This window comes from Photorhabdus sp. P32, assembly GCF_038085095.1.
Taxonomy (GTDB): domain Bacteria; phylum Pseudomonadota; class Gammaproteobacteria; order Enterobacterales; family Enterobacteriaceae; genus Photorhabdus; species Photorhabdus luminescens.
Genome location: NZ_JAZGJN010000234.1, coordinates 1 through 14,564, shown reverse-complemented (window position 1 = coordinate 14,564; position 14,564 = coordinate 1). Strand labels below are relative to the sequence as shown.

General features: G+C 41.5%; 19 protein-coding genes and 1 rRNA gene. 15 read left to right on the top strand and 5 right to left on the bottom strand.

The window, feature by feature from the left end; genetic code table 11:
- Nucleotides 1-3: 3 nt before the first annotated feature.
- The 9 genes from secY to V2H77_RS07020 all read left to right on the top strand — a co-directional run bounded on the left by secY (nt 4) and on the right by V2H77_RS07020 (nt 5,333).
- Nucleotides 4-1,335, top strand: a complete 1,332-nt coding sequence (gene secY / locus V2H77_RS07060; protein ID WP_011148775.1) for a preprotein translocase subunit SecY — start codon at nt 4-6, stop codon at nt 1,333-1,335.
- Between the two features lie 32 nt (nt 1,336-1,367).
- A complete protein-coding gene (gene rpmJ, locus V2H77_RS07055) occupies nt 1,368-1,484 on the top strand; it encodes a 50S ribosomal protein L36 (protein WP_002227352.1) in 117 nt (38 codons plus the stop codon).
- A gap of 149 nt (nt 1,485-1,633) precedes the next feature.
- Nucleotides 1,634-1,990, top strand: a complete 357-nt coding sequence (gene rpsM / locus V2H77_RS07050; protein WP_011148774.1) for a 30S ribosomal protein S13 — start codon at nt 1,634-1,636, stop codon at nt 1,988-1,990.
- Between the two features lie 15 nt (nt 1,991-2,005).
- Nucleotides 2,006-2,395, top strand: coding sequence for a 30S ribosomal protein S11 (gene rpsK, locus V2H77_RS07045; RefSeq protein WP_002919257.1), 390 nt, complete (start codon nt 2,006-2,008; stop codon nt 2,393-2,395).
- A gap of 37 nt (nt 2,396-2,432) precedes the next feature.
- Nucleotides 2,433-3,053 (top strand): 30S ribosomal protein S4, encoded by a 621-nt coding sequence (rpsD, locus tag V2H77_RS07040; RefSeq protein WP_011148773.1) that lies wholly within the window; start codon nt 2,433-2,435, stop codon nt 3,051-3,053.
- A gap of 25 nt (nt 3,054-3,078) precedes the next feature.
- Nucleotides 3,079-4,068, top strand: coding sequence for a DNA-directed RNA polymerase subunit alpha (locus V2H77_RS07035; protein WP_011148772.1), 990 nt, complete (start codon nt 3,079-3,081; stop codon nt 4,066-4,068).
- Nucleotides 4,069-4,108: 40 nt separating this feature from the next.
- Nucleotides 4,109-4,501 (top strand): 50S ribosomal protein L17, encoded by a 393-nt coding sequence (gene rplQ, locus V2H77_RS07030; RefSeq protein WP_088374377.1) that lies wholly within the window; start codon nt 4,109-4,111, stop codon nt 4,499-4,501.
- A gap of 135 nt (nt 4,502-4,636) precedes the next feature.
- Nucleotides 4,637-5,053 (top strand): Zn(2+)-responsive transcriptional regulator, encoded by a 417-nt coding sequence (gene zntR / locus V2H77_RS07025; protein WP_265380945.1) that lies wholly within the window; start codon nt 4,637-4,639, stop codon nt 5,051-5,053.
- 79 nt (nt 5,054-5,132) lie between these two features.
- Nucleotides 5,133-5,333, top strand: a complete 201-nt coding sequence (locus V2H77_RS07020) for an alternative ribosome-rescue factor A (RefSeq protein ID WP_341498257.1) — start codon at nt 5,133-5,135, stop codon at nt 5,331-5,333.
- Between the two features lie 335 nt (nt 5,334-5,668).
- On the opposite strand, the gene trkA is transcribed toward V2H77_RS07020, so the two are convergent.
- From trkA to def, 4 genes are all read right to left on the bottom strand, one after another.
- Nucleotides 5,669-7,045 carry a Trk system potassium transporter TrkA gene (gene trkA / locus V2H77_RS07015; protein WP_049584851.1) on the bottom strand — a complete coding sequence of 459 codons (1,377 nt, stop codon included), beginning with the start codon at nt 7,043-7,045 and terminating at the stop codon, nt 5,669-5,671.
- A gap of 56 nt (nt 7,046-7,101) precedes the next feature.
- The gene (rsmB, locus tag V2H77_RS07010; RefSeq protein ID WP_265380944.1) at nt 7,102-8,391 is read right to left on the bottom strand and encodes a 16S rRNA (cytosine(967)-C(5))-methyltransferase RsmB; all 1,290 of its coding nucleotides are present in this window, start codon (nt 8,389-8,391) and stop codon (nt 7,102-7,104) included.
- Between the two features lie 70 nt (nt 8,392-8,461).
- Nucleotides 8,462-9,409, bottom strand: a complete 948-nt coding sequence (gene fmt, locus V2H77_RS07005; RefSeq protein ID WP_341498248.1) for a methionyl-tRNA formyltransferase — start codon at nt 9,407-9,409, stop codon at nt 8,462-8,464.
- 24 nt (nt 9,410-9,433) lie between these two features.
- Complete coding sequence (gene def / locus V2H77_RS07000) at nt 9,434-9,946, bottom strand: peptide deformylase (RefSeq protein ID WP_088374374.1); 513 nt, start codon at nt 9,944-9,946, stop codon at nt 9,434-9,436.
- 133 nt (nt 9,947-10,079) lie between these two features.
- Here def and dprA point away from each other — a divergent pair, with 133 nt between their 5' ends.
- The 5 genes from dprA to V2H77_RS06975 all read left to right on the top strand — a co-directional run bounded on the left by dprA (nt 10,080) and on the right by V2H77_RS06975 (nt 13,452).
- Nucleotides 10,080-11,165 (top strand): DNA-protecting protein DprA, encoded by a 1,086-nt coding sequence (gene dprA, locus V2H77_RS06995; RefSeq protein WP_341498247.1) that lies wholly within the window; start codon nt 10,080-10,082, stop codon nt 11,163-11,165.
- Between the two features lie 64 nt (nt 11,166-11,229).
- Nucleotides 11,230-11,769, top strand: coding sequence for a topoisomerase DNA-binding C4 zinc finger domain-containing protein (locus V2H77_RS06990; protein WP_341498246.1), 540 nt, complete (start codon nt 11,230-11,232; stop codon nt 11,767-11,769).
- 21 nt (nt 11,770-11,790) lie between these two features.
- A complete protein-coding gene (gene tsaC / locus V2H77_RS06985; protein ID WP_341498245.1) occupies nt 11,791-12,360 on the top strand; it encodes an L-threonylcarbamoyladenylate synthase type 1 TsaC in 570 nt (189 codons plus the stop codon).
- A 13-nt stretch (nt 12,361-12,373) separates the two neighbouring features.
- Nucleotides 12,374-13,192: a shikimate dehydrogenase gene (aroE, locus tag V2H77_RS06980; protein ID WP_341498244.1), complete on the top strand. Its 819-nt coding sequence runs from the start codon at nt 12,374-12,376 to the stop codon at nt 13,190-13,192.
- The gene (locus tag V2H77_RS06975) at nt 13,189-13,452 is read left to right on the top strand and encodes a DUF1488 domain-containing protein (protein WP_049584843.1); all 264 of its coding nucleotides are present in this window, start codon (nt 13,189-13,191) and stop codon (nt 13,450-13,452) included. The genes aroE and V2H77_RS06975 overlap by 4 nt, the downstream gene beginning before the upstream one ends.
- Here V2H77_RS06975 and V2H77_RS06970 read toward each other — a convergent pair.
- Complete coding sequence (locus V2H77_RS06970; RefSeq protein ID WP_265380939.1) at nt 13,428-13,973, bottom strand: gamma carbonic anhydrase family protein; 546 nt, start codon at nt 13,971-13,973, stop codon at nt 13,428-13,430. The two genes, V2H77_RS06975 and V2H77_RS06970, sit on opposite strands and share 25 nt — an antisense overlap.
- Before the next feature lie 471 nt (nt 13,974-14,444).
- On the opposite strand from V2H77_RS06970, the gene V2H77_RS06965 reads away from it, so the two are divergent.
- A 16S ribosomal RNA gene (locus V2H77_RS06965) occupies nt 14,445-14,564 on the top strand; the annotation flags it as partial.

Below are 14,564 nucleotides of genomic sequence, written 5' to 3'. Positions count from 1 at the left end.
CAGATGGCTAAACAACCAGGATTAGATTTTCAAAGTGCTAAAGGTGGACTGGGCGAGCTGAAACGTAGGCTGTTGTTTGTTATTGGCGCGTTAATTGTTTTCCGCATTGGTTCTTTTATTCCTATCCCTGGTATTGATGCCACTGTGCTTGCCAAATTGCTCGAACAGCAAAGGGGCACCATCATTGAAATGTTTAACATGTTCTCTGGTGGTGCTTTGAGTCGTGCTTCTATCTTTGCACTGGGGATAATGCCGTATATTTCTGCGTCTATTATTATTCAGTTGTTGACGGTGGTTCATCCAACGTTGGCAGAGATTAAGAAGGAAGGGGAAGCTGGTCGTCGTAAGATTAGCCAGTATACTCGCTATGGTACTTTAGTGCTGGCTATATTCCAGTCAATCGGTATTGCTACTGGTTTGCCGAATATGCCAGGAATGCAAGGGCTGGTGATCAATCCAGGGTTTGCTTTCTACTTCACGGCTGTTGTGAGCCTAGTTACTGGGACTATGTTCCTAATGTGGCTGGGTGAACAGATTACTGAACGTGGTATTGGAAACGGTATCTCTATCATAATCTTTGCTGGTATTGTTGCGGGTTTGCCGCCGGCCATCGGCCATACCATCGAGCAAGCTCGGCAAGGCGATCTGCACTTCCTCCTGTTGCTGTTGGTTGCAGTGTTAGTGTTTGCAGTAACTTTCTTCGTTGTTTTCATGGAGCGTGGCCAACGACGTATTGTTGTTAACTATGCGAAACGTCAACAGGGTCGCCGAGTTTATGCTGCACAGAGCACACATTTACCGTTGAAAGTGAATATGGCTGGGGTTATCCCTGCAATTTTTGCTTCCAGCATTATTCTGTTCCCTGGTACCATAGCTTCTTGGTTCGGGGGGGGAACTGGCTGGAACTGGCTGACTACTATTTCGATGTACTTGCAGCCTGGGCAACCGCTTTATGTGTTACTCTACGCGTCTGCAATCATCTTCTTCTGTTTTTTCTATACTGCGTTGGTTTTCAACCCAAGAGAAACAGCAGATAACCTGAAGAAGTCCGGTGCATTTGTACCAGGAATTCGTCCGGGAGAGCAAACAGCCAAGTACATTGATAAAGTAATGACACGCCTAACTTTAGTTGGCGCGATGTATATTACTTTTATCTGCTTAATCCCGGAGTTCATGCGTGACGCGATGAAGGTGCCATTTTATTTTGGCGGTACTTCGCTACTTATCGTAGTTGTAGTCATCATGGACTTTATGGCTCAAGTGCAAACTCTGATGATGTCAAGTCAGTATGAGTCTGCATTGAAGAAGGCAAATCTTAAAGGTTATAACCGTTAATTGGTTTGCTTGAGAAGTTACGGAGAGTAAAAATGAAAGTTCGTGCTTCCGTCAAGAAATTATGCCGCAACTGCAAAATCGTTAAGCGTAACGGTGTCGTTCGTGTGATTTGTAGTGCAGAGCCTAAGCATAAACAACGCCAAGGCTAATAAAATAGCATATTTTTCTTGCAAAGTCGGTTTGAGCTGGCTAAATTAGCCAGCCAATCTTTTTTATATCACAGCAACATTGTTTGAGTATCCTGAAAACGGGCTTTTCAGAATGGTGTTGCGGTAAATAAATAACTTAGGAGTGCATAGTGGCCCGTATAGCAGGCATTAACATTCCTGATCAAAAGCATACCGTAATCGCTTTAACATCGATTTACGGAATTGGTAAAACTCGCTCTCAAGCCATTTGTGCTGCGGCGGGTATTGCTGAACATGTTAAGATCAGCGAGCTGTCTGAAGAGCAAATTGATAAGCTGCGTGACGAAGTTGCTAAATACGTTGTAGAAGGCGATTTGCGTCGTGAAGTAACCCTGAGCATCAAACGTCTGATGGATCTTGGTACTTATCGTGGTTTACGTCACCGTCGTGGTCTACCTGTTCGCGGCCAGCGTACTAAGACCAATGCACGTACCCGTAAGGGTCCACGTAAGCCGATCAAGAAATAATCGGGGTATTGTATAATGGCAAAAGCACCTATTCGTGCACGTAAGCGTGTAAGAAAGCAAGTCTCTGACGGTGTGGCTCATATCCATGCTTCTTTCAACAACACCATCGTGACCATTACTGACCGTCAGGGTAACGCCCTGGGTTGGGCAACTGCCGGTGGTTCCGGTTTCCGTGGTTCTCGTAAATCTACTCCGTTTGCAGCTCAGGTTGCAGCAGAGCGCTGTGCCGAAGCAGTGAAAGAATACGGAATTAAGAACCTGGAAGTTATGGTTAAAGGACCTGGTCCTGGCCGCGAGTCAACTATTCGAGCGTTAAATGCGGCAGGTTTCCGCATTACTAACATTACTGATGTGACTCCGATCCCTCATAACGGTTGTCGTCCACCTAAAAAACGTCGCGTTTAATAGCGTTTACTTTTTTAGGTTCGATTGGAGAAAGAAAATGGCAAGATATTTGGGTCCTAAGCTCAAGCTGAGCCGTCGCGAGGGTACAGATCTATTCCTGAAGTCTGGCGTTCGCGCGATTGACACCAAGTGTAAATTAGAACAAGCACCTGGGCAGCATGGCGCACGTAAACCGCGTCTGTCTGACTACGGTGTGCAGTTACGTGAAAAACAAAAAGTTCGTCGTATTTACGGTGTTCTGGAGCGTCAATTCCGTAACTATTATAAAGAAGCAACTCGCTTGAAAGGCAACACAGGTGAAAACCTGCTGAGTTTGCTGGAAGGTCGTTTGGACAACGTTGTTTACCGTATGGGCTTCGGGGCGACTCGTGCTGAATCACGCCAAATGGTAAGCCATAAGGCTATCATGGTAAATGGTCGCGTTGTTAACATCGCTTCTTATCAGGTATCCCCGAATGACGTAGTCAGCGTTCGCGAAAAATCGAAAAAGCAGTCTCGTATCAAGGCGGCTTTAGAGCTGGCTGAGCAGCGTGAGAAACCAACTTGGTTGGAGGTTGATGCTGTGAAGATGGAAGGTGTGTTCAAACGTATTCCAGAACGTGCTGATCTGTCTGCTGACATCAACGAACACCTGATCGTCGAGCTTTACTCTAAGTAAAGCTTAGCACCAAAGAGAGGACACAATGCAGGGTTCTGTGACAGAGTTTCTAAAACCGCGCCTGGTTGATATCGAGCAAGTCAGTTCGACGCACGCCAAGGTGACCCTTGAGCCATTAGAGCGTGGCTTTGGCCATACTCTAGGTAACGCACTGCGCCGTATTCTGCTTTCGTCTATGCCGGGTTGTGCGGTGACTGAGGTTGAGATTGATGGTGTACTGCATGAGTACAGCACCAAAGAAGGTGTACAGGAAGATATCCTGGAGATTCTCCTCAACCTGAAAGGGCTGGCGGTAAGAGTTCAGGGAAAAGATGAAGTTATTCTTACCTTGAATAAGTCTGGCATTGGCCCTGTGACTGCAGCCGACATTATCCACGACGGAGATGTCGAAATCGTCAAGCCGCAGCATGTAATCTGCCACCTGACTGACGAAACTGCTTCTATAAGCATGCGCATTAAAGTTCAGCGTGGTCGGGGTTATGTGCCGGCTTCTGCCCGGATTCATTCGGAAGAAGATGAGCGCCCTATTGGTCGTTTGTTAGTAGACGCTTGTTATAGCCCAGTAGAGCGTATTGCCTACAATGTTGAAGCAGCGCGTGTAGAACAACGTACCGATTTGGACAAGTTGGTTATCGAGATGGAAACTAACGGTACAATCGATCCTGAAGAGGCGATTCGCCGTGCAGCTACTATTTTGGCTGAACAGCTAGAAGCTTTTGTTGATTTACGTGATGTACGTCAGCCAGAAGTAAAAGAAGAGAAGCCAGAGTTTGATCCGATCCTGCTGCGCCCTGTTGACGATCTGGAATTGACTGTCCGCTCTGCTAACTGTCTTAAGGCAGAAGCTATCCACTACATCGGTGATTTGGTACAGCGTACCGAGGTTGAGTTACTTAAGACACCTAACCTGGGTAAAAAATCTCTTACAGAGATTAAAGACGTACTGGCTTCACGTGGCTTATCTCTGGGCATGCGCTTAGAAAACTGGCCACCAGCAAGTATTGCTGATGAATAACTAGATCACAGGTTAAGGTTTTACTGAGAAGGATAAGGTCATGCGCCATCGTAAGAGTGGTCGTCAATTGAACCGCAACAGCAGCCATCGCCAAGCTATGTTCCGCAACATGGCAGGTTCTTTGGTTCGTCATGAAATCATCAAGACGACTCTGCCTAAAGCGAAAGAACTGCGTCGCGTCGTTGAGCCGCTGATTACTCTTGCCAAGATCGACAGCGTAGCTAATCGTCGTCTGGCATTCGCCCGTACTCGTGATAACGAAATCGTGGCAAAACTGTTTAATGAGCTGGGCCCGCGTTTTGCGAGCCGCGCAGGTGGTTACACTCGTATTCTTAAGTGTGGCTTCCGTGCTGGCGACAATGCTCCGATGGCATACATCGAGCTTGTTGACCGTGCCGCTGAGCCTCAGACAGAAGTTGCGACTGCGGAGTAATCTGTAGGGGCATATAAAAGAACCGGGTTTATCCCGGTTTTTTTACGTTTGTATATAGTGAATTTCTAACTTATTTCTTTTCATCCTGCTATGCTGATATCTCAAGCAATGTGATCTATTGTAGGAGACATAACAGTGTATCGTATTGGTCAATTGGCTAAATTAGCGAATGTAACTCCTGATACTGTGCGTTTCTATGAAAAACAAGGAATGATGGAACATCAGAACCGTACAGAAGGAGGGTATAGACTTTATACGGAGCAAGATCTACAGCGTCTTCGGTTTATACGCTATGCTAAGCAATTGGGATTTACATTGGAGGCTATTACAGAATTATTGTCTATCCGTGTAGATCCAGCCCATCATACTTGTGAAGAGTCGAAGCAAATTGTAGATTCTAGGTTAATGGAAGTGGAGGAAAAACTTCTTGAAATGCGAAAAATGCGGGATTCACTTAAGATGTTAAGTGATGCTTGCTGTGGTAGCTCTCATATAAGTACTTATTGTTCTATTCTTGAAATTTTAGAACAAGGTGCTTTAAATAAGAAATAAGTAATTTTTCTTTATTATTGAAAATTCAGAGAGTACAATTGCTATGTTTTTAGATAAATTAATATGATAGAGGCATATGATGACTATATATCACCATAAAAAAGGTGTAATAAATGATAATGCTCTAGAAGCTTTATTACGTGATCCACTATTTAAACAGCGAGTTGAAAAAAATAAAAAGGGAAAAGGAAGTTACCAGAGGAAAGAAAAGAATAGTAAAGCAAGTAACTGGGAGACCAGTGGTAAGGGGTTATTAGATTCTTTACTACTGGTCTTTTAGTTTAATGGGTCCATCTCTTACTTTTCAGTAATCTACGAATTTCTAATAGTGATTTTTTTTCAGAAATTGAGGGTGTCTGATATATCTTTAATATCTTTTTACTAAATGATCTGTTTATTGGTTTCATTGTGTATAAAATAGTGAATGACGGTACGGTGTTCTTTTATGATCATATCGAGGCTGACGTCAGCAGCTAAATTGGTAAAATTACTTTTCATTGTAAATCCATAAAATAATTTAAAAATTTCATCATATTCTTCTAATTAAAATATACCAAGTTGTATCAGTTATTATGTTCGAATTATATGACTGGTACATAACTATTTCTTTGGTTTTTAAAGGAAAAAAGGGCTCGGCTGGAATAATTTCTCTACTTCGGGGACAAATTTCTTATCTGTAATAAACATAATTACATGATCTCCTTGTTCGATCACGCTGTAATCATTAGCAATAATGACTTCCTCACCGCGGGCTATTGCACCAATTGTAGTGCCTGGTGGTAATTTAATATCACCTACAGCTCGACCAACAACCTTTGACGTATTTTCATCTCCATGAGCAATCGCTTCGATAGCTTCGGCCACTCCACGACGTAATGAGGAAACACTTACGATATCTGCTTTGCGAACATGACCTAGTAGAGCGGAAATCGTCGCTTGTTGTGGAGAGATTGCAATATCAATGACACCACCTTGAACTAAATCGACATATGCACTACGTTGGATGAGAACCATGGCTTTTTTGGCCCCCATGCGTTTGGCAAGCATTGCGGACATGATATTTGCTTCGTCATCGTTGGTTAGAGCAATAAATACATCTACTTGTTCTACATGTTCTTCAGCTAATAACTCTTGATCGGAGGCATCCCCATAGAAAACTATGGTGTCATGTAATAATTCAGCTAGTTCTGTAGCTCTTTGTTGATTTCGCTCGATTAATTTAACCCTGTAATCTTTTTCGAGACGTAGTGCAAGGCCGGCACCCACATTACCACCACCTACGATCATAATACGCTTGTAGGGCTTTTCTAAACGTTGAAGTTCACTCATTACAGCACGAATATGTTGTGATGCAGCTACAAAGAAAACTTCGTCACCGGCTTCAATAATTGTAGAACCTTGTGGTCTTATTGGTCGATCCTGACGGAATATTGCAGCAACTCTGGTATTAATATGCGGCATGTGCTCACGAAGTGAGGAAAGTGCATTTCCTACAAGTGAACCTCCATAATAAGCTTTTACTGCAACAATACTTACTCGTCCTTCGGCAAAGTTAACAACTTGTAAGGCGCCAGGATATTGAATTAGTTTGTAAATATAATCTATGACAAGTTGTTCTGGTGAAATAAGATAGTCAATAGGAATATCATTAGGGAGAAAAAGTTTATCTGCTTCGCGGATATACTCTGCTGCGCGTATTCTAGCGACCTTATTTGGTGTGTTAAATAAGGAATAAGCAATTTGGCATGCAATCATGTTAGTTTCGTCAGAATTAGTTACAGCAACTAACATGTCAGCATCTTCAGCTCCAGCTTCTCTTAATACCCTAGGGTAAGAACCATGACCATTGACTACTCTGAGATCGAATTTATCTTGTAGTTGGTGTAAACGGTTAGGATCAGTATCGACTATAGTGATATCATTATTCTCACCTACCAGATTTTCAGCTAATGTACCGCCAACTTGACCCGCACCAAGAATAATTATTTTCATAGTATTCTCTAATTTATTGTAAACAAATAATTATCTCTATGAATTACAGAGATATATTACTGTTTAATTAATCGAGCGTAAAAGAAACCATCACCACCATTTAACTCAGGTATTATTTGTTTTCCCGGATAATCATTTGTTCCTGTTCCCTCTAGTTTTGCATCTGGATGGTGTTTTAAAAACGAGCTGATTTGCTGGCTATTTTCATCTGGTAGAATAGAACAGGTTGCATATACTAATGTTCCTCCTTTCTTTAAGAATGGCCAGATTGCATCAAGAATCTCAGCTTGTAATTGAACTAATTGAGCAATATCTTCCTCGCGGCGTAACCACTTGATATCAGGATGGCGACGGATTACTCCTGTTGCTGAACATGGGGCATCTAAAAGAATGCGGTCGAATTGCTGGTTTTCTGCCCATTGTTCAGGGTGACGTCCATCACCGGTTTTTACTGTAGCGTGGCAATTAAGGCGTTGGAGATTTTCTTTTACTCGTTTGATTCTTTGCTCATCAATATCTACTGCTAATACTTGAGATTCTGGTGCTGTTTCAAGGATATGTGTTGTTTTCCCTCCAGGTGCTGCACAAAGATCGAGAATTTTCTCTCCATCAATGGGTTTTAGTAACTCGACACACTCTTGTGCGGATACATCTTGGACAGTGACCCAACCTTTGTCAAATCCAGGTAATATTGTTACAGAACAAGGGGAAATTATGCGGATAGCAGAAGGTGATTTGGGCGCCGGTTCCGCATCAATACCTGATTTATGAAGAAGAGAGAGGTATTCATCTCGACTATGGTATATACGATTAACTCGTAACCACATAGGTGGTTTTTTATTATTAGCATTAATAAGTTGTTGCCATTGTTGTGGATAGGCTTTTTGGATTCGAGTTAATAGCCATACTGGGTGTAAGTGATGATTGGGATTATTTTGTACACCTTCGATTAACTGTAGCTGTTGTCTCTGAAATTGGCGAAGAACGCCGTTAATTAGCCCTTTTAATTGAGGATACTTCAGAGTTACGGCTCCGTTTACTGTTTCAGCAAGTGCTGCATGGGCTGGAATGCGAGTATAGGTAAGTTGGTATATTCCAACCATAAGCAGGTAATGAAGAATACGTTGTTTACCTTTTAATGGTTTTGCCATTAGTTGACCTATTATCCACTCTAGTTGTGGTAATACGCGTAATACTCCGAAAGATAGTTCCTGTAACAAGGGCTTATCTTTATCGGTTATATTTTGTTGCAGTTTGGGTAAGACTGTACTCAGAGACTGTCCTTGATCCAGAACTTGATTGATTGCTTTTGCGGCGACACTTCGCAGATTATATGTGTTTTTCATAGTTAAAAAAGCTGACAAAAGCCAGCATTAAGAGAAAGTTTGTGAGAGAGCTTACAGCATAAAATAGTATTTAGTTGATTTTATTGCCTGGTGTAAACCATTCATGTTTAGAGTTAAGTAGATTTGCTGCTGACATTGCTTTTTTACCAGCAGGTTGTAATTGAGTAATGTTCAGAATTCCATCAGAAGTGGCAATATAAATACCTTTTTTGTCTGCTTTTAATACAGTTCCTGGTTCTACAGAAGTTTGTTCTGCAATGGCTTCTGCTTTCCAAACTTTAACAGGTTGTCCTTCCATCTCGAAAAAGCTCATGGGCCAGGGATTAAATGCACGAATACAACGTTCGAGGTGGGTTGCAGATAGTTCCCAATTTATACGGGCTTCTTCTTTGCTTAGTTTTTCAGCGTAGGTAACTAAATTTTCGTTTTGAATTTCAGGTTGACTTTTACCTGATGTTATTAACGATAATGTTTTGAGTAACGCATCTGGCCCAATGTCGGCCAGTTTTTCGTATAAACTGGCACTGGTATCCTCAGATGTAATAGGGCAGCTTGCTTTATATAGCATGTCGCCAGTATCAAGACCTATATCCATTTGCATGATCGTTACGCCTGTTTCTATATCACCGGCCCAGAGCGAGCGTTGAATAGGTGCTGCACCTCGCCAACGTGGCAATAGGGAGCCATGTACGTTTAGGCAACCTAATCTTGGAATATTTAAAACAGTCTTAGGAAGGATCAATCCATAGGCAACAACGATGAGAACATCAGGCTGTTGTTTTAGAATCCATTGTTGGTTTTCCTCTGAGCGTAAAGTAGCTGGCTGAAAAACGGTGATGTTACGTTCTTCTGCCAGTACCTTTACAGGACTGGGTGTCAGTTTTTTGCCTCTTCCTGCCGGTCTATCTGGTTGAGTTAGAACGCCAACCACCTCATGCTGAGACATTAACAAAGCCTCTAAGTGGCGTGCTGCAAAATCAGGTGTTCCGGCAAAAACAATACGCAGAGAATCAGACACGTTTATTTCCTGTATTAATATAATTTACTTGGTTCGGGTTTTTTGTTTATCCAGTTTTTCTACTTTCTGGCGTATACGTTGGCGTTTCAGTGGAGATAAGTAATCCACAAAAAGTTTACCAATTAAATGGTCCATCTCGTGCTGAATACAAATTGCTAGTAGGCCATCAGCTTGTAATTCAAATGGCTGACCATTGTAATCTAGGGCTTTGATTTTGACTTTTTCGGCTCGTGGCACCAGTGCTCGTTGCTCAGGAATAGACAAACAGCCTTCTTCGATCCCAGTTTCACCACTTTTTTCCAGTAGTTCTGGATTGATAAGAACGAGACGCTCATTACGTGTTTCTGATACGTCAATAACAACAATACGCTGATGAATGTCAACTTGTGTTGCTGCCAAACCAATACCTTCTTCTGCATACATAGTTTCAAACATATCATCAATGATACGTCGAATCTCTGCATCAACTGTTCCAACAGGCGTTGCAATAGTGCGAAGCCGCTCGTCTGGGTAATGTAATACTTGTAATACTGACATATATGTTTAGATCTGCGTCCAAAATGTTAATGGTATTCTATGTCTATTCTAGACATTTCCCGTTTAGATTGACAGTATCGATTGCTAATTGAGCAGTTTAGTTTTGTCCGTCAATCTTAGCTAGGATGACAACATGGAAGCTATGGAAGTATGGTTGCGAATGAAGATGGTTTCTCATTTGGCAACAGAGAGAGCAGCAAATGTTGCAGAAAAATTATTACATTCCGGGAATAGTTACCTCACTGTGCTGAAAGATAGTGGATTATCGCCGGCACAATCTCTGCAATTTACTAAAGTAAATAAAACCTTATTAGCTTCATGCCTTAAATGGCTGGAACAACCAGAGCATCATTTATTGACATATTTTCACCCTTCGTATCCACCTCTATTAAAGCAGATACATACCCCTCCGCTTGTGCTTTTTGTGTCAGGAAAACCAGATATTCTTTTAAAGAAGCAGGTGGCGATGGTCGGGAGCAGGACAGCAAGCTATTATGGTGAAAAATGGGGAAGAATTTTTGCAAGTGAACTGGTTGGATATGAGTTAGTTATTACTAGTGGTTTAGCTATTGGTATTGATGGTATTTGTCACCGGGCTGCATTGGATAGTGGAGGTAAAACAGTAGCTGTATTAGGTAGTGGGCTTGGGCAGATTTACCCTCATAGACACGGATCATTAGCAAAGCAAATTGAGGAGAATGGTGCTCTTGTTTCTGAATTTTTTCCGGATACTCCGCCACGTGCAAAAAATTTCCCTAAAAGAAATCGGATTATCAGTGGATTAAGTTCAGCAGTGATTGTTGTAGAAGCAGGTCAAAATAGTGGTTCGTTAATTACTGCTCGTTGTGCCCTTGAACAAGGAAGGGATGTATTTGCACTACCAGGGCTTTTGGGGAATTCAGTGAGCGAAGGGAATCACTGGTTAATAAAACAAGGTGCATATTTAGCCACAAACGCAATGGATATTGTGGAGCATGTTTACAGTTCACTACAATGGTTGAATATGGAAAGAACGGAGGAAGAAGTAAAACCGCAGTTTGAGCAAACTGAGTTGCCATTTACGGATGTGCTAGTTAACGTAGGTGCTGAAATAACGCCTGTTGATATTATTGCTCAGCGTTCATCATTACCTATAACTGAGGTAATGACAAAGCTCCTTGAGCTGGAACTACTGGGTCAGGTGGCTGTGGTTGCTGGTGGTTATGTGCGTGTGAGTTAAATTAACTGAATTTCCAGACTCCTGTTTAACGTCATATGAGAATAATTTTTTGAGTGAAAAGAGTATGGCAAAAATGGTTCCTTTCTCCACTAATGAAACTGAATATTGCCCTGAATGTGGTTCTGTATTGCTTATACGTAATGGTATCCACGGTCCATTTCTTGGATGTTCTGGTTATCCATCATGTCAATATATTCGTCCATTAAAAGGACAAAGTGATGGTCATGTGGTAAAAGAACTTGAAGGGCAGCTATGCCCGGCGTGTGGGGCTAATTTGATTTTGTGTCAAGGGCGTTATGGAATGTTCATTGGCTGTAGTCGTTATCCTGAATGTGAACATGCAGAGCTAATTGATAAGCCGGATGAGACGTTAATAGCCTGTCCGCAATGTAAACAAGGACAACTACTCCAAAGGAAATCACGTTTCGGAAAAATTTTCCATGCGTGTAACCGTTACCCTAATTGCCAGTTTGTATTAAATAATAAGCCAATTGCGAGTAAATGTATGTTTTGTTCTTATCCATTGCTGGTGGAAAAGCGTACATCACAAGGTGTAAAGTTATTTTGTGCCAGTAAATTGTGTGGAAAACAGCAAATAAATTAAGTAATTAAGCAGAGTAATAAAATGAGCAATGAAGCATTATCTGCATTTGAGGATGTATTAACTGCATTAAAAGCAGAAAAAGTGATTGCCTATCCGACTGAAGCTGTTTTTGGACTTGGATGTGATCCTGATAGTGAAAAAGCGGTAAGTGAACTGCTTATATTAAAGAAACGTCCTTGGCAGAAAGGGTTGATTCTTATTGCAGATAATTATGAACAATTACAGCCATATCTTGATGATAAACTTCTAACAGAAGAACAAAAAGAGACTATGTTTGCTTGTTGGCCAGGGCCTGTAACTTGGGTAATTCCTGCCAAATTCAGTACATCTAAATGGTTGACTGGGCAATTCACTACCTTGGCTGTCAGAGTTAGTGATCATCCTTTGGTGAAGCAGTTGTGTACTTTTTATGGTAAACCGTTGGTGTCGACTAGTGCAAATTTGAATGGTCTTGAACCATGCAGAACAGTAGAAGAAGTTAGACAACAGTTTGGGGATAAGCTTCCTATATTAAACGGAGATGTTGGAGGTCTAAAAAATCCTTCAGAAATTCGGGATGCTTTAACTGGTGAGCTTTATCGTCAAGGGTAGGGGAAGAATAAATATGGATCAATTTGCCGTCTTTGGTAATCCTGTTGCGCACAGTAAATCTCCGCGTATCCATCAGTTATTTGCGGGACAAACAGGTATTGAGCATCGTTACGGAAAAATTCTAGTGCCGATAAGTAAATTTGAAGAGGCATTGGATGTATTTCTTAAACAGGGAGGTATAGGAGCCAATATTACTGTGCCATTTAAAGTGCAGGCATTTATTCGGGCAAATGAGTTGACTGAACGAGCAAGACTCAGTGGTGCAGTTAATACTTTGAAATTACTGGGTAATAATCAATTGCTTGGTGATAATACTGATGGTGTAGGGTTATTAACAGATTTGATACGACTTGGGTTTATTACTCAAGGACAACATATTTTAATCATTGGAGCTGGTGGTGCTGCCAGAGGTGTTTTATTTCCATTGTTAGAATTTGGTTGTGAAATTACAATAACAAACCGCACGTTTAGTCGCGCTGTACAGGTTGCTAATGATTTTTCGTCAATAGGTAATATTCGGCCTGTTGAGATTAAAGCACTTAATAATCCTGAGTTTGATCTCATTATCAATGCGACTGCATCTGGTATTAATGGTGAGGTTCCTACCATATCTCCATTCATATTTAATGAAGATTGTGTCTGTTATGACATGTTTTACCAGGCTAATTTGACGCCCTTTATTTTCTTTGCTAAGAAGCATGGTGTTTCTCGTTATGCGGATGGATTAGGGATGTTAGTAGGGCAAGCAGCTCATTCATTTAAATTATGGCATGGCGTGTTGCCTGAAATTGCGCCTGTATTGCTAACATTAGAACAGGAATTACATTCGTGAATCAATCTATTCAATTTCCTGAGAGAGAAGAGTGGAACGAGCAAGAGCAGATAGTCATTTTTCCTGCATTGGTAAATGGATTATTGGTTCAATGCGTGATAAGCGCAGAGGATCTTTTATACCGTTATGGAACGAAAGATCATCATCCACTAAGTCTTTTTCGACAAAATCGTTGGGATATAGAAGAGGAATTCGAATTAGTAATTAATAATGAGGATGATGATCGTTTGGGACGTTACATATTACCTTCCTGCAAGTAGTTATTTTTCAAGCTAACGTAGTGGCTTGCTGAATAACATAGCCCTTTTAATTCTTCAGGTTTTAGTTTTCTGACCTGACGGGCAGGGCTGCCAATGTAAAGGTACCCACTTTCTAATACCTTGCCTGGGGCTACTAGGCTGCCTGCTCCAATAATAACGTTATCTTCAATCATTGAACCATCAAGTAGGATGGAGCCCATACCGATGAGTACTTGATTACCGATAGTGCAGCCATGAAGAATAACTTTATGTCCAATCGTGACATCATTCCCCACAATTAAAGGGAAACCATCAGGATTGCCTGTTGTTTTGTGTGTCACATGTAATATAGAGCCATCTTGAATGTTAGTACGTGCACCAATAGATACATAATTAACATCCCCACGGATGACGACTAAAGGCCATATACTGACATCATCAGCAAGCCTAACATCACCAATGATTACACTAGATGAGTCTAGCATAACGTTCTGACCAACTTTGGGTTGTGTATCAAGGTAACTGCGTAACGTTTCGGACATGTATACCTCTGATGAGAAGATGGAGATTTACTTTAAATAAGATTTTAGTGAGGAAAATACCAGTATGCAATGAAAGAAACTTGCTGAATTGAGCTATTTCGGTTTGAATTTCGTTCAAAAAGAACAAGGATTCGCCTGTTGGTGATAAATGTGAAAAAAAGTATTGTATAAAAATCTGAGCTCCCTATAATGCGCCACCACTGACCGACACAACGCTGATAAACATTGTGAGGTCAGGCAGAGAAAAAGCGAATAAGCGCTTGACTCTGCGGGCGAAAAGCGTAATATACGCAGCCCGGCTGACCGAGAATGTTAAATTTTATGTCAGCCTGCTCTTTAACAATTAATCAGACAATCTGTGTGGGCACTCACAAGACCGTATCACAAAAAAATACGTTTTAAAGTCTTGAAGAGTGAACAACAGTTAATTCATTACGAACTAACAGTGCAATTCTTTGAGCATCAAGCTTTTAATTGAAGAGTTTGATCATGGCTCAGATTGAACGCTGGCGGCAGGCCTAACACATGCAAGTCGAGCGGCAGCGGGAAGTAGCTTGCTACTTTGCCGGCGAGCGGCGGACGGGTGAGTAA